Source organism: Sphingobium chungbukense (assembly GCF_001005725.1).
GTDB classification, from domain to species: Bacteria; Pseudomonadota; Alphaproteobacteria; order Sphingomonadales; family Sphingomonadaceae; genus Sphingobium; species Sphingobium chungbukense.
Map to the genome: position 1 here is coordinate 176,518 of NZ_LBIC01000007.1, position 23,130 is coordinate 199,647.

The window sequence follows — 23,130 nt, forward strand, 5'->3', positions numbered from 1 at the left end:
GTCGGGCCCGGCAACTCCCTCTCAGGAAAGGGACATGCGATGATCGGAAAATCCTTCACCGGGACGCCTTTCACCAGGACTCTGGCCTCCGCCTTCCTCGGCCTGGTCCTCGTAGCAGGCAGCGCCGCTCCCGCGCTCGCCGCACCCTGCAAGGACGCCAAGGGCAAATTCATCAAATGTCCGCCCAAACCGGCCAAGCCCGCCCCCAAAAAGGGGCCGTGCCGGGACGCCAAGGGCAAGTTCATCAAGTGCAAATGAGCTGACGCCAGTCCGGTTCGAAAGGCCCGCTCCCCTGGCCTGACAAACCAGGCGCGGCGCAGCCGTCCCCCCTTCCGGAACGCCATGTTCCGGAACAGCCCCCATCGCCGCCAGCCCCGGCGATGCGGGTTCCCCGCCTCCTGTCCCCGATCAATCTCCTCAACACCGGGGACAGGAGGCGCCCCTTTCGTCCTGCCTTCTTCCGGCTTGCCCCCATGGCCTCCGCCCGCTATCGGCGCGCGCATGACAGCGCATAAATCCGGCGATCCCACCACGCTCAACCGCCTTTACGGCCGTCAGTCCGGACCCAGGCTCCGCAAGGGTCAACAGGAACTGGTCGACACGCTGCTCCCTGCCCTTTCCGTCCCCGAAAAAGGCGAAGTGACCGCCGCCAATCTGTTCGGTTACGATCGCCCGCTACATTTCGAGATCGGCTTTGGCGGCGGCGAGCATCTTGCCTATCGCGCCGACCTGCTGCCCGATCATGGCTTCATCGGCTGCGAACCCTTCCTGAACGGCGTCGTCCAGGCGCTGGGCCACGTCCGCGACCAGGCGCTGGGCAATATCCGCCTTCACATGGGCGACGCGCTTCAGGTGCTGGACCGCATTCCCGACGGCGCGCTGAGCTTCGTCTACCTCCTCCACCCCGATCCCTGGCCCAAGGCCCGCCACGCCAAGCGCCGCATGATGAACCCGGGCCCGGTGGCCATGATCGCGAGGAAGCTCAAGCCCGGCGGCGAATTCCGCTTCGGCACGGATCACCCGGTCTATCTGCGCTGGGCGCTGATGGTGATGAACGGCCACCCCGACTTCGAATGGCTGGCGAGCTCCCCCACCGATTTCCAGACCCGGCCCGGCGGCTGGCCCGAAACACGCTATGAGGCCAAGGCCCGCCGCATCGGCCACGAAGTGTGGTACATGAAATATCGGCGTAAATAAGGATAAGATAGCGTAGATTTTTCGTATCTTTATCAGATTGTTATAGGCATTTACCTACGTTATCATGCGCTATCGCTTTCGCTACGGTGATTGCAAAGTGATTATAAAATCACGGTCCAAAGTGACGTATGGCAACCGGCAAAATCACGTAGAAATCAGTCGGCCGTTTGCGGGCTGGGCGCCGTGGATCGTGCTCGGCGATGGTTTTGGCGTGCTGCTTGCCAGCCATGTCAACGGCAAGGTGCTGACGACGATCTTCGCCAGCGGCGTCCTACTGATGTCACTCAATTTCCTGTTGCCCCGGATCGGCGGCAAGGTGCTCACTCAAGACATGCCTACGGGCATGCTGCGCGTCGGTATCGCCGGGGGACTGGGGATATTCTCCTCGCTGCTCGGGATTGGCGGAGGGACTATCGCGATCATGGTAATGACCCTGTGCGGGCGATCGATCCACCGCGCAGTCGGCACTGCCTCAGGGGTGGGCACGCTGATCGCGGTGCCCAGTGCGATCGGCTTTGCGATCATCGGGCTCCAGACGCCGGGACTGCCCTGGGGCTCGCTGGGCTACGTCAACCTGCCCGCGACCCTGGCGATCGCCTCAATGTCAATTCTCACCGCACCGCTGGGCGTGGCGGCGGCGCATTCGATGCCTGCGGGACTGCTGCAGCGGGTCTTCGGTATCTACCTCGTGATCATTTCCATGGTCATGTTCCACTCTTCCCTGAAGGGCTGAGGCAGCCTTCATCCCCTCATTCAGCCGCCGAAAAAGGAGAATTGAAATGCAGATTGCAGACACCAGCATCTTCGCAAATCCGGAAGTATGCGAGGACCTGATTGAGCGCGGCTGGTCGCGCCGCGACGTCGGCCGCATCGCAGCCTTTCTGGGCGGAGCGGCGATGCTGGCACAGCACGAGGCGGCCTTCGCCCAGCAGGCGGCAAAGGCGGTGGTCGGCGCGGTACGGATCGGCGCAAACGAATGCTGGACGGGCCCGCTCCCCGCGGGAGCAGAGGCGGCGCGCGCGATCGTGGACCAAGGCAACCGTTACGAACCTGATAACGATCATGCCAAGCTCTACGCCGCGGTCGCTGCGGTCGAGGGCGTGCCCGTCGAGCGCATAACCGCTTGGCCGGGATCGAGCGATCCGCTCAACCGTACCACGGTCGCTTTCGCTTCCCCAAAGCGTGGCATCGTCACTGGCAACCCGACCTACGAGACGATCTGGCGCACCGGCGCCTGGCTCGGCGCCAAGGTCACGCGGGTGCCGCTCACCGCGGACTACAGGCACGACGTCAAGGCCATGCTCGCCGCCGATCCCGATGCAGGACTCTATTATATCTGCTCGCCCAACAACCCCACCGGCACAATCACTCCAGTGGAGGACATCAAATGGCTGGCAGAGAACAAACCCAAGGACGCGATCCTCCTGATCGACGAGGCCTATATCCACTTCGCCGCCACGCCATCAGCGATCTCGCTCGCAGCGAGGCGCGACGACGTGATCGTACTGCGTACCTTCTCCAAGCTGTTCGGCATGGCGGGGATGCGCCTGGGCCTGACAATCGGTGCGCCGGAACTGCTCGCCAGGATGACGCGCTACGATGGAAAGCAGGTCACCGAAAACCTGCCGATGACTGCGGTCGCCTGCGGCATCGCCTCGCTCACCCTGGCCGATCAGATCAAGGCCCGTCGTGCGCAGATGATCGCGGTGCGCGAGGAAACGCTGACGCATATCGCCAAGCGCGGGTTGAAGATCGTCCCCGGCAGCCAGGCCAACATGTTCATGGTCGAATGGAAGGACAAGTCGCCCAAGGAGATGATGGAGGCCTTCCTTGCCCAGAACGTGCAGATCGGCCGTTCATGGGAGGTCTATCCCACGATGTCGCGCATCAGCGTCGGTTCGGCTGAAGACATGCAGAAGTTCCGCCTTGCGCTCGACAAGATTTTGATGGCCTGATTTCTCCCGTGCGGGCGAGCTTCGACGATCCGACCGGCTGGGCGGGCAGCAACCCGTCGCGAAGGCCTGCCCTATCTGCGCCGGTATTTCATCTACCACCTCTTCCGCCCCGCCGGGATCGTGCAGGGCAGCGAGGAACGCCTTACCAACGGCAACGCGTGAAGCGAGCAAGCGCCCGGGCCGGTCGAGCGGGTCAGCCCACTGCGCGACTGCTTGGGAACAGGCGCCTCGTCGCTGTCCCCAATAGACCGGAAATAGGAGAGCAATCGCATGAACCTGTTCCATGCGCCGCCTCTGTTCGCCCCTTGCGCAGCCGAAGGCCGCACACTCGATCGCTAATCACCCATTCAGAAAAGGAGAGATCATGCCCCTGCGTTTTGTGGAGCCGGCCGCTGAAGCCCATCCCTTCCCGCTCACGATCAGACACCTTCTCGACGGTGTGCTGACCAAGGCAGGCGATCAGCGCCTCATCTACCGCAATCAGGCGAGTTATAGCTATCGCGAGCTGATGGGCCGCATCGGCCGCCTGGCTTCGCTGCTCGAAGCCCTCGGCACCGAACAGGGCATGACCGTGGCAATGATGGACTGGGACAGCCATCGCTATCTGGAAAGCTACTTTGCCGTTCCGATGATGGGCGCGGTGCTGCAGACGGTGAACGTCCGACTGCCCTCCTCGCAGATCGCCTACACACTTCAGCATGCGAAGGCAGAGATTATTCTCGTCCACCGCGACTTTTTTCCGATCATTGAGGCGATCCGCCACACGCTGCCCGAAGTGAAGACCGTGATCGCGATCATGGATGGCGCAGATGAAGCGCTGCCGACCTGGGTAGCGGGGGAATATGAGACACTGTCGGCAGTCGCGTCGCCGGACTATTCGTTCGTGGATTTCGACGAAAATGCGGTCGCGACGACTTTCTATACGACTGGCACGACTGGCAATCCGAAGGGCGTCTGCTTCACCCACCGCCAGTTGGTTCTCCACACCCTGGCGTCCTGTGGACCGTTCGGCGCGTCCTCCGCTTCGCCGAGCCTGGGGATCGACGATGTCTACATGCCATTGACGCCCATGTTCCACGTCCATGCTTGGGGGTTGCCATATATCGCGACGATGCTGGGTGTGAAACAGGTCTATCCCGGCAGGTATGAGCCCGCGATGATCTGCGACCTGCGTAGTCGGCACGGCGTAACTTATTCGCATTGCGTGCCAACCGTTCTGGAAATGGTTTTGAAGGCGGCCGACCAGAGTGGTGCAGACCTGACCGGATGGAAGATGACGATCGGCGGCTCGGCGCTCGCCAAGGCGCTGTGTGCTGAAGGGCGCCAGCGGGGAATGTTGATCGGCGCCGGCTACGGCATGTCCGAAACCTGCCCGGTCATAGTAAAGGCCGCGGGCCGGACTCCTGAGGACGTTGCAACCGAGGAAGCGATGCTCTCGACCTTCACGGTCGCGGGGATTACCGTGCCCCTTGTCGACGTGCGCATCGTGGACGATGCGATGAACGCGTTGCCGCATGACGGCGTGACGTGGGGCGAACTGGTCGTTCGGACCCCGTGGTTGACAAGCTGCTATGTGGGCGACGCCAAGGCATCCGCGGAACTCTGGCGCGGCGGCTGGATGCATACGCAGGATATCGCGACGATCGATCCGCAAGGCCGAGTGCAGATCCGCGACCGGCTCAAGGATGTGGTTAAGACCGGTGGCGAATGGGTCGACTCGATCCAGCTCGAGGAGCTTGTTTCGACCTCCGAAGGCGTTGCGGAAGCCACCGTGATTGCCGTGCCCGACGCCAAATGGGGCGAACGGCCGCTTGCGGTGGTGGTGCCGCTCCCCGGTATGACGCCCACGCTGGTCAGCATCAATGTGCCCGTCGAGAAAGCGATCGCCGATGGCGCAATCACCCGGTTTGCCCGGCTTGACAGGTTCGTAATCCTCGATGCCCTACCTCGCACCAGCGTCGGAAAGATTGACAAGAAGGTACTGCGCGCCCGCTTCAACGAGGAAGCCGGGGTCTCAACCTGACCGACTGCCTGCATCGTGTCACGACCAGACATACTGCCGTCATGCGCGTCGACGCCACAAACAGGAATGATGTGGAATGGGAGCCCTGCCTGCTGCACAGTTTGCCCCGATCGGCTCGAACCGGATCGCTTATTACGAGGCCGGGATCAGGACGGACAGGCCTTTCCTCATTCTGCGCCGTGGGTTTCCCGAAACCGCTTATTCCTAGCGCCATCGGATTCAGGCGGATTTCGACCGCGAACGAAAGGCAGAAGTTGCGCGACATCAAGAAGTTCGCGATCGCCGCCAGCAAGACGAAGCCCGGATCATGATGGAATGAGGGGTGGGCAAGAGCCCACCCCCAAGCGCCTCACAGGCCGTCAAGGCCTTTGCTGACCAGAATATTCACCGCGACGCGGCGGTTCTGCGCCTTGCCCTCGGCGGTGTCATTGCTTGCCAGAGGGTCCGCTTCGGCCATTCCGGTCGGGGTAAGCATGCGATAGGGTTTCCAGCCGCAAGCCTGCTGAAGGTAATTGACGACGCGACCGGCCCGCTTTTCGCTAAGTTCCTGATTGAACTCTTCATTTCCGGTGGAATCGGTGTAGCCCACGACAAGAAGCAGCGCGTTGCTCATCCCTTCAGCGGTGGTCGCCGCGGCGCAAAGGTCGTTTTTGGCCTGAGCGGACAGCACTGCCTTGCCCGTATCGAAATTCACGTTGGTCGTGCTCTTGACATTATACTGGTCGATCTCGCCCATGCGGCCACGTAGAGCTTCCGTCGCCGCTGTCTGCTCGGCAAATCCCTGCTCGGTGCCGTTGTGGATCATGGACGCGGTCTTGAGATCCTTGTTCTGCAGATTGACCTGACTCGCGACCAGGCCATCCCCCGCTTGCAATGTCTTGACCGTGACCGGCAGGCCGTTGAGCAGCGACGTCGCCGCGAGCTTGCTGCGGTTAAGGCCTAAAAAGCCCTTGCTGGCGCTGATCTTGGTGGCGTCGTTGATGACGACGACGGATTTGGTGCCGTCGGCGGCCGTGATCTGCATCTTGTCGCCGCTGCGCGCGGAAATGATACCCTTGATCTCTGGCCCGACGGTCTTTTCAGCCGGCGGCAAATAGGCCGTGGCCGAAACGTCGGCCGCGGGCGGATCTTGCGTTTGCGCGGCCAGGCTGCCCGACGACACCCCGGACAGCAGGGCAAGCAACAAGAGGCATTTTGAACCCCTGGAAATGACACTCATCACGCTACTCCTTCAAAATTCGGCCAGTCGGGCCCGCAGAACGCAGCTTCTCGTCCGACCGCTGCACGTGACGGCGTATTCAGCTGTCAGAACCCTCTCCATTTACCCTCGTGAAACACACGCCATGACGCCACGAACGGGCGCCATGAATGTCCTGCTGTTCAACTCAACCTTTCTGATACATGAACGGGCCGGATCACCCCAATGGTTGGCTGGATAATTGGAGTTTATATTACGATGAGTTGAGGCTGATCGTACCGGACCAAGAGATCAGCCATAGCCGGCATAATCCAATATTTGGTGGATATTGCCTATTTTACAATTATTTGCCTGGGACGATGCAGGTTCATTTCACGGAGCCCTATTTCGCAATTCAACTTTTGTCCTCGCAAGGCATTGATTTGACGCATGGTTCGTACATGCTTCACGGAAGCATCGCAGCGATGAAATGACCGGCGCTCTTCATGCGGCAGCCGATTCTGAGCCGGACCGACAGCGGCCTCCTGGCGGCGAAATGCACTCTTACCGGACAGGTCAGTCCCCGCCCCCGCCACGCGTGACGGACGACATCGGTTCTGGCGGGCTTCCAAGGCACACAGGCCATCCGCTGCCTCCGAACCGAGGGCCGACGGCCAAAAAGCCGGATCAGCCGATATGCGCCAACCAGTCGGCAAGATTATAATGATTGCTGACGCGAGCGATCTTTCCTTCGCGGATGGCGAAAAAGGCGCCGACGCGCAGCCGGTATTTTTGCCCCGTCGCAGGCGGTAGATCACCATCGCGCCGCAAATAAGTGCCATTCAGCATGAATTCCGCAGCGCCATGGGCACCATCGGCCGAGGTCAGGAATACCGGCGCGATCACCTCTTCGCTGTAGCAGTGATTCATGTGATCGAGGAACTGGGCAAAAGCCGCCTTCCCCTCGCGCACCGCGCCCTGCGAGGGCTCATGGACGACATCGTCGGTCAGAAGGTCAAGCATCGCGGCGCTGTCGCCACGGTTGAAGGCCGCATAATAAAGACCCAACAGTTCAACGCTCATCGATATTCCTCAATCTTCGGGTACGATCGTGACCCTCAGGCCGTGGAGCTTGCCGGCCAGGACAATCTGGCAGGACAAGCGCGATCGTTCATTGTGATGATCACTACTGTCGAGCAGATCCTTTTCATCCTCACCGAGGTCCGGCAGGCCCCCCGCCCCACTCCGCTTCTATGGATCGTTCCGTTCCTTGCCGACCCGTGACGCTTTTCTGAACCATGAATCGGATTTTCCCGCCAGCCGTTCCGCATGCCAGCGCAGATGATCGGCCATGAAGGTGGAGATGAAATAATAGCTGTGATCATAACCCGGCTGGAAACGCAGCGTCAGGGGTATGGATGCCGCCGCGCATGCCTCCTCCAGCAGTTCGGGTTTCAACTGTTCGGCCAGAAACGGATCGTCCTTGCCCTGGTCGACGAGCAGATCGGAAACCCGCGCACCATCCTCGATCAGCGCGACTGCATCATGCTTGCGCCACGCGCTTTCGGCATTGCCGAGATAAGCGGGCAACGCCTTCCGCCCCCAGGGCACCTGAGATGGCGCGACGATCGGCGCGAAGGCGGACACCGCCTTGAACCGATCGGGAAAGGTCAGGCCGATGGTCAGCGCGCCATGACCGCCCATACTGTGTCCCATGATCGACTGACGATCCATGTCCGCCGGAAATTGCTCCGCAACGATTGCCGGCAATTCCTGCGTGATATAGGTCCACATGCGATAATGGGCCGCAAAAGGCTCCTGTGTCGCATCGACGTAGAAGCCGGCGCCCAGGCCGAAATCATAGGCGCCTTCCGGGTCGTCCGCGACGCCCTCGCCCCGCGGGGACGTGTCGGGCGCGACGAATATCAGCCCCAGTTCCGCGCACAACCGACGGAACTCGCCTTTCTCGGTCACATTGGCATGCGTGCAGGTGAGTCCCGAAAGATACCAGACCACCGGCAACTTCACACCCGCAGCATGTTCCGGCACATAGACGGAGAAGACCATGTCCGTGCCGGTCGCGGCAGATGCGTGTCTATACACGCCCTGCACGCCCCCGAAGCTGCGGCTCGTCGAGACGGTTTCGAGAGCCATGACGTTCCTTACGCCTCGATGAAAGTGTAAGCGCAGATCTTGTTGCCGGCAGGATCGCGCAGATAGGCCGCATAGGCTCCCGGCAGATGGCCGCGCGGACCCGCCGCACCTTCATCGGTCCCGCCCGCCGCCACGCCCGCCGCGTGGAAGGCGTCGACTTCGGCCGTGGTTGCGGCGGCAAAGCCGATCGTCACGCCATTGCTCGACGGCGCCTCGCCATTGCCGGGACGCGCGACGATGAACGCCGGCTTGTCCTCGCCGTAGAGGATCCAGTCGCCAAACGGCCCGAGATTCTTGACGCCCAGGGCGCCCAGAGCCGCATCGTAGAAGGCGACCGATGTAGGCATGTCGCTGGCGCCGATCATCATGTGGGAAAACACGCCATCACCGGAAATTACGGCCATGAGATTACTCCTTCTTGTGTATCGGAGGGATTTCCGGCCAGGCGCGGTCGCCCGGAGAAAGGAAATCGCAGTAGAACGGGTCCCGAAACGGATCAGTAGACGACGACGGAACGGATGCTCTCGCCGGCATGCATCAGGTCGAACCCCTTGTTGATCTCTTCCAGCGTCAGGACATGCGTGATCATCGGGTCGATCTGAATCTTGCCGTTCATGTACCAGTCGACGATCTTAGGCACATCGGTCCGGCCTTTCGCGCCGCCAAAGGCGGTGCCCCGCCAGTTGCGGCCGGTGACGAGCTGGAACGGGCGGGTGGAAATTTCCTTGCCTGCCTCCGCGACGCCGATGATGATGCTCGTGCCCCAACCGCGATGACAGGCTTCCAGAGCCTGGCGCATCACGGTCGTATTGCCGGTGCAGTCGAACGTGTAGTCGGCGCCCCCGTCGGTCAACGCCACCAGATAAGCGACGATGTCGCCGTCGACATCCTTCGGGTTGACGAAATGGGTCATGCCGAACTTGCGGCCCCATTCCTCCCGGTCGGGATTGATGTCGACGCCGACGATCATGTTCGCGCCAGCCATCTTCGCGCCCTGGAGCACGTTCAGACCGATGCCGCCCAGGCCGAAGATGATCACATTGTCGCCAGGGGCCACCTTGGCGGTATTGACCACCGCGCCGACTCCGGTGGTCACACCACAGCCCACATAGCAACTGGTCTGGAACGGCGCATCCTCGCGGATCTTGGCGACGGCGATTTCGGGCAACACGGTGAAGTTGGAAAAGGTCGAGCATCCCATATAGTGATAGATGCTCTGCCCCTTGTAGCTGAAGCGGCTCGTGCCGTCGGGCATCACGCCCTTGCCTTGGGTCGCGCGGATGGCGGTGCACAAGTTGGTCTTGCCGCTCAGGCATGACTTACATTGACGGCATTCCGGCGTGTAGAGCGGTATGACATGGTCGCCCGGCTTCACGCTGGTGACGCCTGCGCCGATTTCCCGCACGATGCCCGCGCCCTCATGGCCGAGGATGGAGGGAAAGATACCCTCGCTGTCCAGCCCGTCGAGCGTGTAGGCGTCGGTATGGCAGATGCCCGTCGCCATGATCTCCACCAGCACTTCACCCGCCTTGGGACCTTCCAGGTCCAGTTCGACGATCTCCAGCGGTTTCTTCGCTTCAAAGGCAACAGCGGCGCGGGTCTTCATGCGATGCTCCATCAATTCTTATGGAGCAGCGTTTAAAGGCCACAATATCGGATGTTAATAAGCCATTTTCGCAAATCACTATCCCAAATATGGGACAATATCTGCCGCACGCAAAACTTCGAAAAAAATGCATGGCGACGACCGCGCCAAAAAGGGTCGCCATAGCGATGGCGACCCTTCCTCCGTGATCATTCGGCGTCTGGTTTAACGCTGCTGCTGACCCTGATCTTCACGCCGTTCCTGCTGGCCACCGCCCTGCTGGCGATTCTGATCGTCCTGCTGGTTCTGCTGACCGGGATTGCGTTCATCGCTGTCATAATCGCTCCGGCCGCCCTGCTGGGAACGGTCGTTATCCTGCTGGTTCTGCTGACCCGGATTCTGATTCTGCTGACCGCCTTGCTGGCCACCCATCTGGTTGCCTTGATTCTGCTCTGCCATTTTCACATCCTCTTATATCGTGCCGATCGGCACAGAGGATGAAGCGGCGGAGGGCTCCAAACGTTCCACGAAATCGTGCTGATCGAGATCAACCACCGCTTATCATTGTCCGGCGTTGAAAGAGCATTCTCGCAAGGGTTGGCTTTGCAAGGGCTTGCCAATGCCAAGGCATATGCCTTGAGGTATATGGCCATGCCTCCGGCCCGCAAATATCATGCGCCATGGGCTTCACGGCACTCAAGCTGGCGTTGTTGGGCGCGCTCCTCGTCGCATTGCTGATCGCCATTTTGTGATCGGCAAGCCACCGGGCATCCCGCTTATTTCCGGCCATAACGTTCGATCGAGATCGCCTGCGCGGTGGACAATATCCGATCGGCCATCGCCGGGGCCGCGAGCGCCGGCCGGTCTTTCAGGGCCGACCGGATTTTCGCCTGCGCCGTGCCATCGGAAGTCACATAGACGATATAGGCGTCATAGATCTTGCGCCGTTCCGGCGACAGCCCGCTCGACAAGCGCGACAGTTCCGATATCGGCATCAACGAGGAACTGTAAGCGGCGCGCAGCGTCTGCTTGTCGCGCGGTGAAATGTCGGACGCGAGCGGCGCGAAACAGGGGGAGTTCGTGCCGGCCTTGAAGACGCGGGCGGGTAGCGCATACATCATGATGGAGGTGCGGTCGAAGCCGGTCGAACCGATCCCCTGCATGTCCCGCGCATCGAAGGTGCGGATCTGCTCGCGGATCGCATCCAAATCGCTGATGCCGAACTCGTCGGTGTAATATTGCACAAGGGTCGGTTCCTTGATCTCGTCCCAGCATTTGCCGTCCGCATTTTTGAGTTCATGAAGCAGCCCAAGCGCATGGCCGAACTCGTGGAGGACGAGGAAACGGAATTTCGCCGGATCATCCTTCGCCGCGGCAAGGCCTGAAAGCACCATGCTGGGATAGGCCCGGCTGCTTCCCCGACCGATCCGGGAGGTCCCGCCCTTTGCCGGCATGCCGGGAAGGGAAAAGGCCACACTGATATCGCCTGGCACGCCGGGGGCCCCGCAGCGACGGGGACTCGCCTTGTCACCGAAATCGAGCGTGACCGGCGCGCCGGCATCATTCCATTCGGAGGCAATTCCGGCGACCCTGCCCATCATCGCCGTGTCGACCGAATCGAAACACACCGAAATGGTATTTTTCGTCCAGACATAAGGCCTGGAGAACAGACCGTAGAGGGATGCCCGCATCTTGTCGGCGGACGCTGGACCGTTGCTTTGCTCGATCGTGCCAAGGTCTTGCGCCAAGGCGATTTCCAGACTTTCGATTTCGGTCGACTTGAGCGGTATTTCGATGAATGCGAAATCATCATCACCCGGTGTAGCTTGCGCTGCAAGTGATGAAGGCGTGACCATCACCACACCAAATAGAACCAAAATGAATATATCGATCCTGATCATGAAGCATGGTTCACTTTTCCCAATAGTATTGTCAAGAAAATGAAGTTATGCGGATCAAATCATAATGGGGGTGGACGACATGAAGAAGATCGCGATCATTGTCGCTGGCGTTGCCGTGACGGGTTGCTCCACTACGCTCCACACCGTTCCCGTATCGACCGCCGTCGACCGGATCGACGGCGCACCTTATGCCCTGCCGCGCCTCGAAATGACGCTCACGACGACGCGCAGGCTCATCGACTGCAAATCCGTCTCGCAAGGCGGCGTCACGACCCTCAATCCCAAATTCGCGTTCGAACTCAAGATCAAGGATGATTATCCGGCCGCCGAATGGTTCACGATGGACTATAGCAGCCTTGCCGGACCGACCCGGACGAGCAGCTTTTCCTACGAACTCTACGACAGCAAGGTCATCAAGTCGGTCAATGTGGAGGTCGATGACAAATCGGTCGAAATCGCCGGCCAGGTCGTCAAGGCGGGATTTGGCATAGCACGGCTGGCGACCGGACTCGATCTCGCCGGCGCCGCATTCGGCCGGGTCGCGACCTGCCCCACGTCCCTCATCGATCAACGCAATGCGGCATTGAAGCAGAAGAAAACGGATTCGGGAAATCTGGAGAAGATGCGCGCGCGGATAGCAGTCCTCAATCTTCGCGGTGCTGCGGGTCCTCTTGGCAAGAAGGACAAGAAGGACCTCCAGGACCTTATCGAAGCCGCCGACAAGCTTGTCAAAGACATGGAAGCACAGGACAAGAACCTTGCCGAGACGGACAAGATCCTGGCTCTGGCCGAAACGACGACTTGGCGCCCCGATCCCGCAACGGTGATCAATGGCGAGATATTATGGACACAGTCATTCGCGGTCGTGCCGCCGGCAGGCTCAGGCGCGCTCGGCGCAGCGCGCAGCGCTTGGCTGGAGGGATTGTTCGGCGTCCCGGCCAGCGACATTGCAAGCGACCTTGGCTTCAAAGCCGATCTTGAAAAGGCGCTGGCGCTGACCGCCCATCTTCAGATCGACGGCGGCACGGTCGATCCGGCGAACACGCGCAAACGGCTTGGCATCACCACGGGCGCGCCCACCCCGAAAAGCGCCAAGGCGATCGCGGGCGTCGTCGCCCGCCTTCCGATGAAGGCCAATGCCCGCTTCTGCGCAGGCACGGAACCCGGCTGCGGACACGGCGCCGCCCCTGTCCTGGCCGAGAGCGTCGTGAGCGTGCCGCAGCTGGCGCCCTATGTGGTGCTGCGTTTCCATAATGGCCTTGGCGAGAATAATATTCTGAAGGCCGAATTCGACCTGATGGGATCGCCGACCAAAGTGACTTTCGACAGCAAGCGCGCGGTGGCGCTGGAAGTCGCGAAGACCGTGAATAGCGGCATCGAGCAAGGGATCGGCTTTGCAAACGATCGCCGCGCCCAGAAAAAAGCCGAGACGGAGGCTGCCGCGACCAAGGCCAAGGCAGCCCTTGATGAACCCAATGCAGCTTTGAAGCGCGATCTGGAAGCCTTGCAAACCCAGCAACAGATCACGGCCATCCAGACGAAGCAGGACCCGACCAACGCGGCTGCCGCCGCCGCCCTCCAGCAACTCAAGGACGAGGTCGAGCGGCTGAAATATGAGATAGAGAAGAAAAACGCCCTGGAAACGCTAGAGGCTGTTACGGACTTATGAGTCTGAATAGATTGAAAGGTTTGCATGGATTTCCATCGCAAGCCCTATCCGTCTGACGTGTCCGATGAAGAGTGGTCGCTGATCGTGCCGTATCTGACGCTCCAACGGGAGGATGCGGGGCAGCGTGAGCACGGCCTGCGCGAAGTATTCAATGGTCTGCGCTATATCGTGAAGACGGGGGGCCTTGGCGCCGGATGCCGAACGACCTGCCGCCTTGGGCGGCGGTGTATCAACAGACGCAGCGCTGGTTGGCGGCGGGCTGCTTCGAAGCACTGGTGGATGATCTGCGCGCCGTCCTGCGCCTGGCGGCGGGGCGCGCCGCCGAACCCAGCGCCGCTGTCATCGACAGTCGGACGTTGCGCTCCACCCCCGAGAGCGGTGAGCGTGCCGGCTATGATGGCGGCAAGCGCAAGAAGGGATCGAAACTCCACATGGCGGTCGACACGCTGGGCCATTTGCTCGCGCGTCATGTGACGCCGGCCAGCGCCGAGGACCGCGGCGAGGTCGAACGGCTCGCGCGCACCGTGCAGGCCGTCACCGGCAACACGGTCGATATCGCCTATGTTGACCAGGGCTACACAGGCGCGCGGGCCGCCAACGCCGCAGCCGCCCATGGCATCACGCTGGAGGTCATCAAGCTGTCCGAGGCAAAGCGAGGCTTCGTTCTCCTGCCACGGCGATGGGCGTCGAGCGATCCTTCGCGTGGGCAACCCGCTTCCGTCGCCTCGTCAAGGACTACGAACGATACGCACAGCCCCTCGCGGGCCTGCACGTCGTCGCCTTCGCTTGCATCATGATGAAGCAAGCCACCGCTGTCGGCGCTGGTCCATAACAGCTTCTAGGGGAAAATGGTGGAGCCGAGGTCGCCGTAATTAGACCTTTTAACTCGTTGAAATAGAACCAGAAAACTTGCCGAAAGGCCTTGTTTTTGCTATATAAAATCAAGGCCATGCGTTCAGGCACGTTCAATTCCGTTCAAATCTGTTCGCACAGATACGCGCTGAAATTTGGCCCCAAATTAGGTCCGGATGGACTCCATAATTTGGCCCGTAATTAGGCCTTGGGTGTGTGAGGTGGACAAGGAATGAGCAGGACGATTCACAAACTGAAGGCGCGGCGGCTGGAAACACTCAATACGCCAGGTTGGTATGGCGACGGAGGTGGCCTCTGGCTCCGGATCAGGCCATCGGGCTCCAAAAGCTGGAAGTTCATTTGGATTCGCGACAAGGTCCGGCGTGAGATGGGACTTGGTTCGTACGATGCCTACACCCTCGACGACGCCAGGGAGATGGCGGCGGCAGCCAGAAATCTGCTGAAGGAGGGACATGATCCCATCGAGTTGCGGCAGACGGAACAAGAAGAGGAGCGAGTCGAGCGCATAAGAGAGGAGCAAGAGGCACGGCCATCTATCAGAACCCCAACCTTTCTCGCTTACGCCAAGAAATACATTGCCGCCCACGAGGGCGGTTGGTCCAACGCGAAGCATATCTGGCAGTGGACCAACTCGCTGGAGAAGCACGCAAAGGGGATTCTCGAGATTTCCGTTGACAAGATTACTCCGCAAGATGTCGCGGACGCACTGAAACCCAGCTGGACGACGTTCGCTGAAACTGCCGCTCGGGTCAGGGGACGGATAGAAAACGTTCTCGACGCTGCCAAGGCCGAAGGGCACATTCAGAGCCCTTGGGAAAATCCGGCAAAATGGAAGGGTAACCTCCAATTTCTCCTGCCAAAGCGGAAGCGGCTCGTCACCGGACATCATGCCGCGATCCCCTATGAGGACATGCCAGAGTTCTTCGAAGCTCTGCAAAAGAGAGAAGCCCCGGCAGCCCGCGCCCTCGAACTGACAGTCCTTTGCGCTACCCGGACCAGCGAAACCTTGCTCGCCCGCTGGCGCGAGGTGGATCTCGATCGGCGCATATGGACCATCCCGGCCGAACGGATGAAGATGCGAATCGAGCATCGGATACCCTTGTCACACGCAGCAGTCGCCGTGCTCAGGGCGGTTGCCGGAGGAAAATCCTGCAAGCCCGACGACTATATTTTTCCGGGTCAGAAGCCTTATAGCCCGTTGTCGCAGATGGCGATGCCATTGCTGATGCGAAGGATGAACCTCGGTCAGTTCACAGTCCATGGAATGCGCAGCAGCTTTCGCGATTACATGGGCGATGAAACCGATCACGCCGAGACCGTTATCGAGCATGCATTGGCCCATCAGGTTGGAAGCTCGGTCACCCGTGCGTACCGGAGAAAGGATGCGTTTGAGAAACGAAAGACGGTCATGACCGACTGGGCCGACTATCTTCAGAGAAGATCGCCAAATTTCGCAGCAGCCGGACAACAGACTCGCGCGGCAAACCTGGAAGAGGTAGCCTGATGTGGCCGGACAACACGGCCGACCCAGTCTGGAAATTTTCTAACGTTTTAGCTATGTTAACCGCCTCTTGGAGGTTGACATGGTAGATGTCCAAGCTCGGCACGCGTTCGTTCTGACTCGGCGGAAGTCTGGTGCAAGCTTTGCGAAAATCGGCCAAGAGCTCGGGATCTCCCCGAGCCGGGCCTCTCAACTCCACGCCGCGGCGGTCGAGGCTCTCGAAAGAATGCCGCCTGTCGTCCAAGTTACATCGGAAACGCCCCTTTTCCAGCTTCCCCTGGACTGGCGGACTCGCGACATCCTGGCCCAAGAGCCGAGCCTTACGGTCGGCCAATATCTGGCGATCGCTGCACCCGACCGGCCTTCTCATATCTTGCGCCTCTTTCGATTCGGCCGACGGCACCTCAACGAGTTGGAGGCATTTCTAAAATCGAACGCCATCGGACCCCGCGTAGGCTCTCGAAAGGCACGTGATTGAACATGTTGATTTTACTTCCGACCTGACGAACCTGCTTCAGCGCATCTTTGAACGAATGCCTCAAGGCTGGTCATCGTGATGAGTACCGAGCCGTCCAGTTTGATAGTTTTTAGCTCTCCCCGCTTTATCAGGGCATATAGCTTGGTGCGACCGATGCCGAGCATCTGCGCAGCAACCGTAATGCGAACGCAAAGCGGTTGCATTACGGTTTTCCCCTCGAACGGCGCCACCTCGATCGGAACAGCGAGTGGCGGCAGCTTCTGCGGCAGCGTCCTGGTCCGCGGCACGCGGCGCAACAGCATGTTGAGCGCGCGGTCCTCATCGCGGCGCGGGGTGCCACCATCAGTATCTGACACGATGATCGCCCTTCAGGAAGATGGAAGGACCAAATCGTCTGACCAGCTTAGCCGCGACGAGGCCTGCGTAATGTCGTTGCCGCCTGTGGGTGGGGCTATGATAGACGCCAACGGCTTTCCAATAGTCGTGCGTCGCCGATAGCGCAGACAGGAATATCCATCGCGCGGCTTGGACGTTGAAGCAGGGATCGTGGGTGAGCCAGACGCGGACCTGAGTCGGCGGGCGGTCGATCATGGCGGAAAGCTTGGGCACCCAGAAACTGTTTACCTGAAGCGGCCCCAGATCATGAGAGCCGTTCCGGTTGAGGATTTCAGCTCCGACCCAGCCTGCCTCCTGGTCACGCAAGCCCCAAAGGGTCCGCTCCAACCAAAGCCGACCTTCGGAAGCCTGTCGAATGCAACGACCTACACGTCTCTCATGTTCCACTGGAAGGACCGGGTTCGCATGAACAGGCTGGGACAAGCACAGCAGCAGCACGATGGCGCTGCCGGAGTAAAGCCGATCAACGGTCATGCCCACCTCCGCGTTCGAGTTCTTCGTTCCGACTCGGTAGATTTGCTGGGATTTCCGGTGCTGACTGATGGGGTGAATTCGCTTGTCTTTCATCGCTTCTGTTGCGATCGAGAAGCGCAACGAGCCACTGATCCAGAAACCGTGCAGCCGATTGCGCCCTGCCCGCCAAGTCCGCTGCGATACCGTCCGGTTCCCTGGCCGTCCGTTCCGCGCGCTCGGCTTCGAGCCGGACCCTACGGGCTTCGCGATCTCCAAGCTGCTGTTCGCGCAACCTCTCCAACCGCTCGCCATGGTGCCCTGCTCGTCCCTTGATGGAACTCCGGTCAAGGCGCCCGAGCCCCTCCAGAGAGGAGGTCTTTTCCCCAGACTTCTGGGTGAGTTTCTCGGCGAGCCGCTCTGGGTCCTCGGTCCAGAGCTTCACACCAAATTGGGCGCGGGTGATGGCGGTGTAATAATTCTGACCGGTGACCAGCGGGGAATTGACCGGCGCCAGGACATAGACCCGATCATAGGTCTTCGACTGAGCCGCATAAATGGTCTCGGCATAGCCGTGGTCCCAGGTCCGGTGCTGGGACAGGTCGACCTCCTGCACCTTGCCGTCGCGGTCCCAACGAATTGAAGCGATCGGCCCATCAAGGCGCTCGACCGTTCCCCGTTCGGCATTCTTCAGACCAAGTTCGTGGTTCACCAGCCGCCACTGAATCCGGTCGCCAGCTGCGAGAACGCGGTCTTCCTCCCTGAACACGTTGATCTGCGACGCTCGCCCGAGTCGCGGATCCCACTGGATCGTCCTTCCATTCTCGTCGGAGAGGCTGACTCTCTGCCGACCGCGCGAGTCGCGAGACAGGCCCACGATCTTATATGGGGCATCGCGGGCAATCCCCAGGCCGGCATTGTCACGGGCGAAGGTCACCACCTGCCCGCGAGCATAGAAGCGGGCAAAATTTTTCTCCTGATCGGTCATGCCGGAGGGGGCCAGGATCGAGAGCCGCGCATCTTCGGCGGCGATCGCCCCTTCCGTCTTGAGCGCCTCACGGACCTTGGAGTTGACGATCAGCCGGGTGGCATTTTCCAGGACAAGGATGTTCGTGCGGTCCTTGCTGCGAGAACTCAGCCGCGCCCATTCCTCCACCAGCCCCGCCGCAAGCACGTCGCTTGATGCGCCGCTCACGACCTTATCGAGATGTCCGATCGAATCTGCGTAATTGCCAAGACGGGCCTGCGCTACCGCGGCCAGCATGGCGTCATTCCGCTGGCGGACCGGCTCGGTGAGTTCCACCGTTGGAAGTCCCAGACGCTGCATCAGCCAAAAGGGCTTACCCTGCTGGATGGCGCCGGTCTGGCGATTGTCACCGAGCATAATGATGCGGGCACCAGTGAGCCGACTGATTTCCAACAGGCGGATCGCCTGCCGGTTACCCAACTGCCCTGCCTCGTCGACCACGAGCGTGTGTTGGTCATCAAGGCCACGACCACCCCCGGCGATCAGACTCGCGACGGTTCGCGATTCGATCTTGGCCTTCTTCCCCAGTTCGGCCGCCGCTGAAGATGTCGGAGCGAGGGCGACCAGAATCACGTCCGGGCCGGCGGCGTGCTTCAAGGAGGCAATCAGCGTCGACTTACCCGATCCCGCGACCCCATGCACGCCGATCACCCGATCCTCGCTGGTCCCCAGATGCAGGAGGCCCGCGCGCTGCCCAGCATTGAGGTCATGCGCCTTTGCCTGCTCGACGAGTCGCGCCTGTGTCGCGAGCGGCTTGGCGTCACCAATGGCCAGGGCAAGGTGATCCGAGAAGGCAAGCTCCAGCCGCGCGGTTCGGCGAGTCGTGCGGCCTTGGGTGTGAATTTCATCTCCTGTCTGGTGCCGGGTCGCCAGGAGCTTTCGCCGCGCTTCATGCTCCTGTGCCAAGGGACGAATGTCGCGCAGGCGGACCTCCCCGACATGGGACGCCAGGGCAACCCGGAGCAGCCGACCCAGATTATTGACCGCCTCCCTTCCCTCTGACTGCCGCAGACCGAACAGCATGGAGCGCGCCGCCAGCTGGGTAGGAACATCAAGCGTCCGGTCACCGATCTTCTCCGCCGCCAGTCGCGTCTCTTCGACCGCCTGCTCATGTTTGCCGAGGCGGACGTGCCACTGGTCATGAAGCGTCTCGAGCGAGACTTTCTCCTTCGGCCCCCGGGTAGCGTAGAAGGACATGCGGCGAGCCGCCTGTCCGGTGAGGCCGTGCTCCTTGGCATGGGCGTCGATCTGCTGGGCGCGTTGCGACATGTCCGCCATCAGGTCTCGCGGCACACCCCTGATCTCGAACAGCCCCTTGCGCGGATCAAACTCCACCTCATAGCCGCGCTCGCGCAGAAGGTGCGCCAATTCGTTGCGATAGATCTGCCCGGCCACCATCTGCTCGGCGTACATAGCCCTGGTTTCAAGGCTGGTGAATCGCTGCCCTACCCCATCATTGGTGAGGTTCATCACCACGACATGGGTATGGAGATGGGGGTCGAGTTCGCGCGAGGCATGTTCGGTGAAGCGCGCGAAGAGAAGGCGTCCGGTCGTTCGCTCGGTGATCTCGCCGTTAACGCGCGCCCTCGTCGCGGCATGCTCTTCCATCCAGGAAAGGGCAGTTCCCACCGCCTGCTCATGAGCGTCGATGATGCGCCGGTCACCGGCAACGAGCGCCATGATCGACACCGACTTGGGGGCGTTCACGGCAAAGTCCCATCCGGGATGATGCTGGATGTCCCCATTGGCTCGATGTCGGCCGAGTTGCTGCCCCGCGACCTTTCCTTCCAGCAGGGCCGCGAAGATGGCGCCATCCACCTTCCCTTCGAGCCCGAGGTCACGCGCGATGGCCCCACCCCACTCGCTATGTTCGTCGGCGCCCTTCGTATAATAGTCGCCCACCGTATAGTAGCGGGCGATATTGGCGGGTGTGCCTTTGAGGCGGCGGGGATGGATCATGCCGGCCTCGCTGAGTTACGGGAGCCATTGCGCCGACCATGCTGCCGGAGACGGAAGCCGACCGGTTTGCCGAAAAGTTCAAGCTGGGGGACTGCGGGCGATTCGTCCGGCCCGGCACCACCGGCATTTGCCGGCGGCCCAGCCTGATCGTTATCCTTCCCGGAATCCGCTTCTGGATGCGGCTTGAGGGGCAGTTTCGCTTCCTCAGACGCGGCCCGTGGCTTGCGCGATTTCGCTTTCGGCGGAGCCGGGCGGGGAGATCGTGGTGGCACGGGCGGGACACTGACGGGCTCCGGCGCGTCCTCGACCAGCCTCACGGGTGGAGCAATTCGTTCCTCGAAGGCGGTGGCGATGGAGGCAACCTTGTTGAACCGATCCTCGAATCGCACGACCGGGAGACTCCTCCCGAATCGTAGATAGCCGGCCAGATTGGGGAGGTTCGTCACCTCCGTGTGCATCACCAGCGGACGGGTCACCTGCATGCGCGAGAGGTTCACCCCGTCGCGCATGTCATTGACGCCGTAGGACATGCCCTCATTGGCCTCGACCTGTTCGACTTGACCAAGATTCTCGCTGACATGCTTCGCTGTCGGCGTATCGTTGGCTCGGAGCGCGACCCAGGTCGAACAATAGCCTGTGATCGCGGCGGCATCCTGGATTCCGTAGGTCGCCTCGAGCTGCGGATAGCTCTGGAACCCGAGGACACCGCAGCCGCCATATTTCCGGGCGCGGGCGAGGAAATCCGAGAGCGAGGGCAGTTTCTGGAGCGTCGGAAGCTCATCGACAACGCAATAGAGACGGCGGTTGCGGTCGGGCGTCATACTCATGATCGCGCTGATCGCGATGTCCAGCCAGACGGTGATGAGGGGCCGCAGCGACGGCAACTGATCGGACTTCACGGTGATAAAAAGCCAGCTATCGTCCTTCTCGTGAGCGACCCAGTCACGGATAGAAAGCCCGTCGGCGGTATCGTCGAGATAGGAGAAGCTGCGCATCACCGAGGCGAGTTCCGCCTGAACACCGGCTGAGGTACGTTCCCCTTCCGGGCTGATGAAGGCAGCGGCTTCCGTCCCGTCGACGAAGGTGGCGAGGTCCTTCAGCTTCGAACGCAGCAGGATGTCCAGGAGAACGGAAATGAGCGGCCGCTCTTGCCGGGCAAGTTTGCGCAGCACCGCGACCAGCGTGCCTCGCGCGGCCTTGGCCCAGAAGGGATCGCCCGCCTTGTCGGGGATCGTGGACTCCGCGATCTGGTCATAATGATAGTCGCGCGGAACATCGACCCAGGGCGACCAGCAGTCCGAACGGGCATCGAGCGGATTGAGCAGAACATCGATCCCGGGCCGGTAGAATTTCTCCACGAAGGTTCCCGCCGTGTCATAGACGATGGCCCGTCGCTTCCGCTGCCGGATGCCGTCGAGCATCTTGACGATGAGGTTTGTCTTGCCCGTTCCGGGGGCACCGCAGATGAGAATATGCTCCGGCTCGAAGGCATCGGGCACGTTCACGCCACCGATATCAAAGCTGCCCTTGGCATGCTTCCAGAGTGCCCGGCGGACCTGGCGGACGGTACCGAAGCGCGCACCGCGCAGGAACTGGTTGGAGCCCAGCCCCCTCCCCGTCCGGGTGAAATAGAACCAGGCCCAGAACAGCATAAGGAGGGCGAAGGCGCCGGAAATAAGCGCGCCATGGACCAGATAGGTCTCGAAGGCCCCAAGCGTCTTATGGGCCACGCCCGATTCGAGAAGTGCCTTGGGGTCGGTCCAATATTCCCGGCCATCAGGTGCCCTGAAGAGAATCGGCGCGACATTCCCAGGGACAGCATCACCCATGAACGTCGCCTGCCCGATCTTCAGGAGGACAAAGCGCTCATAATCAGTAGATGCCTCGCAGGCATACCAGATGATGCCGCCAATCCAGATGACGAACCCTGCCAGGAAAGTCTGGTAGAAGACCTGCGTCGTCATCCGCACATTGTGAACGATGGCCTGCCCGCCCCTGGTCCAGGAACCGAGCGTATCATGCCGGAAGATGCTCATGGCCGCTCCTCCCCGGCTTCGAGCAATCCCCTTTCACGGAGGAGACGGCGGGCTTCGATCAACCCTTTCTGGAGGAGTTCGGGCGACCGCTCACCGACCGATGTCGCGAGAATGGCGAAGGCCTGGATGACCGTCGCATGGAGTTCGTCAAAGCGCCCATGGTAGCCCGTTGGGTCCGCGCCATCGAACCTGTCCAATATGTCGCGACAATAACTCGCCGTACCCACGCCAGCGCCGCGTGCCTGACTGACAAGGCGCGCGTACAGGTCGTCATCTATTCGTATTGTAATACGTGCCACGTGCCGGAACTCCTTATCCGACACGCGAAACCGTGATGAAGCACAGCCTTATTAGCCTAATTATGCTTCAAACTCAATAGTTTATGAAAACTGCCAATGGCAGCCGCGAAGTGCCAAGCCAGATCAGCGACTTAGCCTTTCTCCCTCCTCAAGATGGCTGCCGCCGGCTGCCGACCTGTGCCAAAACGGCTGCCATCTTGTGCCAACGAAAAGCCGCAGAAAAGCTGGAGTTTCAGGCCCGCAGCACCCGTGCGTACGGTGCATTACAAACGCCCAAGGGCGTGCGTCCCCTCGTCGCAGCGCGCTTGTCCGCTGCGCTGACCTCGTGTCGGAAGGCGCGGGTCCCTTCGTGAGGGCAAGTCTCATCCTTCCGCCTCCCTCTTCCTCGCCCTATCGGCAGCAACCGCCATTCTGGCCGCGATCCTTCTTGTCGCAGGCGAGGTCCATGCT

The 23,130-nt window shown here is 61.0% G+C and carries 20 protein-coding genes and 1 pseudogene; 9 read left to right on the top strand and 12 right to left on the bottom strand.

Annotation, left to right across the window (positions count from 1 at the left end; all coding sequences use genetic code 11):
* The first annotated feature begins 39 nt into the window (after positions 1–39).
* The 5 genes from YP76_RS15745 to YP76_RS15765 all read left to right on the top strand — a co-directional run bounded on the left by YP76_RS15745 (position 40) and on the right by YP76_RS15765 (position 5,175).
* Positions 40–258: a hypothetical protein gene (locus YP76_RS15745; protein ID WP_046764567.1), complete on the top strand. Its 219-nt coding sequence runs from the start codon at positions 40–42 to the stop codon at positions 256–258.
* Positions 259–501: 243 nt separating this feature from the next.
* Positions 502–1,197 carry a tRNA (guanosine(46)-N7)-methyltransferase TrmB gene (trmB, locus tag YP76_RS15750; RefSeq protein ID WP_046764568.1) on the top strand — a complete coding sequence of 232 codons (696 nt, stop codon included), beginning with the start codon at positions 502–504 and terminating at the stop codon, positions 1,195–1,197.
* Between the two features lie 64 nt (positions 1,198–1,261).
* Entirely contained in the window at positions 1,262–1,930 is a 669-nt protein-coding gene (locus YP76_RS15755; protein WP_084733205.1) for a sulfite exporter TauE/SafE family protein, read from the top strand.
* 46 nt (positions 1,931–1,976) lie between these two features.
* Positions 1,977–3,152: a pyridoxal phosphate-dependent aminotransferase gene (locus tag YP76_RS15760; RefSeq protein WP_046764569.1), complete on the top strand. Its 1,176-nt coding sequence runs from the start codon at positions 1,977–1,979 to the stop codon at positions 3,150–3,152.
* 283 nt (positions 3,153–3,435) lie between these two features.
* Positions 3,436–5,175: a long-chain-fatty-acid--CoA ligase gene (locus tag YP76_RS15765; protein WP_232307583.1), complete on the top strand. Its 1,740-nt coding sequence runs from the start codon at positions 3,436–3,438 to the stop codon at positions 5,173–5,175.
* A 349-nt stretch (positions 5,176–5,524) separates the two neighbouring features.
* Here YP76_RS15765 and YP76_RS15770 read toward each other — a convergent pair whose 3' ends face one another.
* A complete protein-coding gene (locus tag YP76_RS15770; RefSeq protein ID WP_046764571.1) occupies positions 5,525–6,394 on the bottom strand; it encodes an OmpA family protein in 870 nt (289 codons plus the stop codon).
* A 182-nt stretch (positions 6,395–6,576) separates the two neighbouring features.
* Between YP76_RS15770 and YP76_RS28310 the strand changes: the two genes are divergently transcribed.
* Positions 6,577–6,846: a hypothetical protein gene (locus YP76_RS28310; protein ID WP_198147515.1), complete on the top strand. Its 270-nt coding sequence runs from the start codon at positions 6,577–6,579 to the stop codon at positions 6,844–6,846.
* 193 nt (positions 6,847–7,039) lie between these two features.
* On the opposite strand, the gene YP76_RS15775 is transcribed toward YP76_RS28310, so the two are convergent.
* The 6 genes from YP76_RS15775 to YP76_RS15800 form a co-directional block, all read right to left on the bottom strand.
* Positions 7,040–7,435: a ketosteroid isomerase-related protein gene (locus YP76_RS15775; protein ID WP_046764572.1), complete on the bottom strand. Its 396-nt coding sequence runs from the start codon at positions 7,433–7,435 to the stop codon at positions 7,040–7,042.
* Positions 7,436–7,603: 168 nt separating this feature from the next.
* Positions 7,604–8,506: an S-formylglutathione hydrolase gene (gene fghA / locus YP76_RS15780; RefSeq protein WP_046764573.1), complete on the bottom strand. Its 903-nt coding sequence runs from the start codon at positions 8,504–8,506 to the stop codon at positions 7,604–7,606.
* A gap of 8 nt (positions 8,507–8,514) precedes the next feature.
* Positions 8,515–8,910 carry a VOC family protein gene (locus YP76_RS15785; protein WP_046764574.1) on the bottom strand — a complete coding sequence of 132 codons (396 nt, stop codon included), beginning with the start codon at positions 8,908–8,910 and terminating at the stop codon, positions 8,515–8,517.
* A gap of 92 nt (positions 8,911–9,002) precedes the next feature.
* Positions 9,003–10,112 carry an S-(hydroxymethyl)glutathione dehydrogenase/class III alcohol dehydrogenase gene (locus YP76_RS15790; protein ID WP_046764575.1) on the bottom strand — a complete coding sequence of 370 codons (1,110 nt, stop codon included), beginning with the start codon at positions 10,110–10,112 and terminating at the stop codon, positions 9,003–9,005.
* A gap of 204 nt (positions 10,113–10,316) precedes the next feature.
* Positions 10,317–10,550 (bottom strand): hypothetical protein, encoded by a 234-nt coding sequence (locus tag YP76_RS15795; RefSeq protein ID WP_046764576.1) that lies wholly within the window; start codon positions 10,548–10,550, stop codon positions 10,317–10,319.
* 317 nt (positions 10,551–10,867) lie between these two features.
* Positions 10,868–11,992: a zinc metalloprotease gene (locus YP76_RS15800; RefSeq protein WP_046764577.1), complete on the bottom strand. Its 1,125-nt coding sequence runs from the start codon at positions 11,990–11,992 to the stop codon at positions 10,868–10,870.
* A gap of 79 nt (positions 11,993–12,071) precedes the next feature.
* Here YP76_RS15800 and YP76_RS15805 point away from each other — a divergent pair, with 79 nt between their 5' ends.
* The 3 genes and pseudogenes from YP76_RS15805 to YP76_RS15815 all read left to right on the top strand — a co-directional run bounded on the left by YP76_RS15805 (position 12,072) and on the right by YP76_RS15815 (position 16,038).
* Positions 12,072–13,661 carry a hypothetical protein gene (locus tag YP76_RS15805; protein WP_157035802.1) on the top strand — a complete coding sequence of 530 codons (1,590 nt, stop codon included), beginning with the start codon at positions 12,072–12,074 and terminating at the stop codon, positions 13,659–13,661.
* Positions 13,662–13,685: 24 nt separating this feature from the next.
* Positions 13,686–14,493 (top strand): annotated as a pseudogene (locus YP76_RS15810) (IS5 family transposase).
* Between the two features lie 252 nt (positions 14,494–14,745).
* Positions 14,746–16,038, top strand: coding sequence for a tyrosine-type recombinase/integrase (locus YP76_RS15815; protein WP_046764579.1), 1,293 nt, complete (start codon positions 14,746–14,748; stop codon positions 16,036–16,038).
* Positions 16,039–16,524: 486 nt separating this feature from the next.
* Here the strand turns inward: YP76_RS15815 and YP76_RS28725 are convergent, their stop codons facing one another.
* From YP76_RS28725 to YP76_RS15845, 5 genes are read right to left on the bottom strand one after another with little or no spacing between them, the layout of a single operon-like run.
* A complete protein-coding gene (locus tag YP76_RS28725) occupies positions 16,525–16,869 on the bottom strand; it encodes a helix-turn-helix domain-containing protein (RefSeq protein WP_232307584.1) in 345 nt (114 codons plus the stop codon).
* Positions 16,856–17,383, bottom strand: coding sequence for a lytic transglycosylase domain-containing protein (locus YP76_RS15830; RefSeq protein WP_232307585.1), 528 nt, complete (start codon positions 17,381–17,383; stop codon positions 16,856–16,858). Before YP76_RS15830 ends, YP76_RS28725 begins: the two co-directional genes overlap by 14 nt.
* The gene (gene mobF, locus YP76_RS15835) at positions 17,373–20,345 is read right to left on the bottom strand and encodes a MobF family relaxase (RefSeq protein ID WP_046764581.1); all 2,973 of its coding nucleotides are present in this window, start codon (positions 20,343–20,345) and stop codon (positions 17,373–17,375) included. Before mobF ends, YP76_RS15830 begins: the two co-directional genes overlap by 11 nt.
* Positions 20,342–22,381, bottom strand: a complete 2,040-nt coding sequence (locus tag YP76_RS15840) for a type IV secretion system DNA-binding domain-containing protein (protein ID WP_046764582.1) — start codon at positions 22,379–22,381, stop codon at positions 20,342–20,344. The genes mobF and YP76_RS15840 overlap by 4 nt, the downstream gene beginning before the upstream one ends.
* A complete protein-coding gene (locus YP76_RS15845; RefSeq protein ID WP_046764904.1) occupies positions 22,378–22,680 on the bottom strand; it encodes a hypothetical protein in 303 nt (100 codons plus the stop codon). Before YP76_RS15845 ends, YP76_RS15840 begins: the two co-directional genes overlap by 4 nt.
* Between the last annotated feature and the right edge of the window lie 450 nt (positions 22,681–23,130).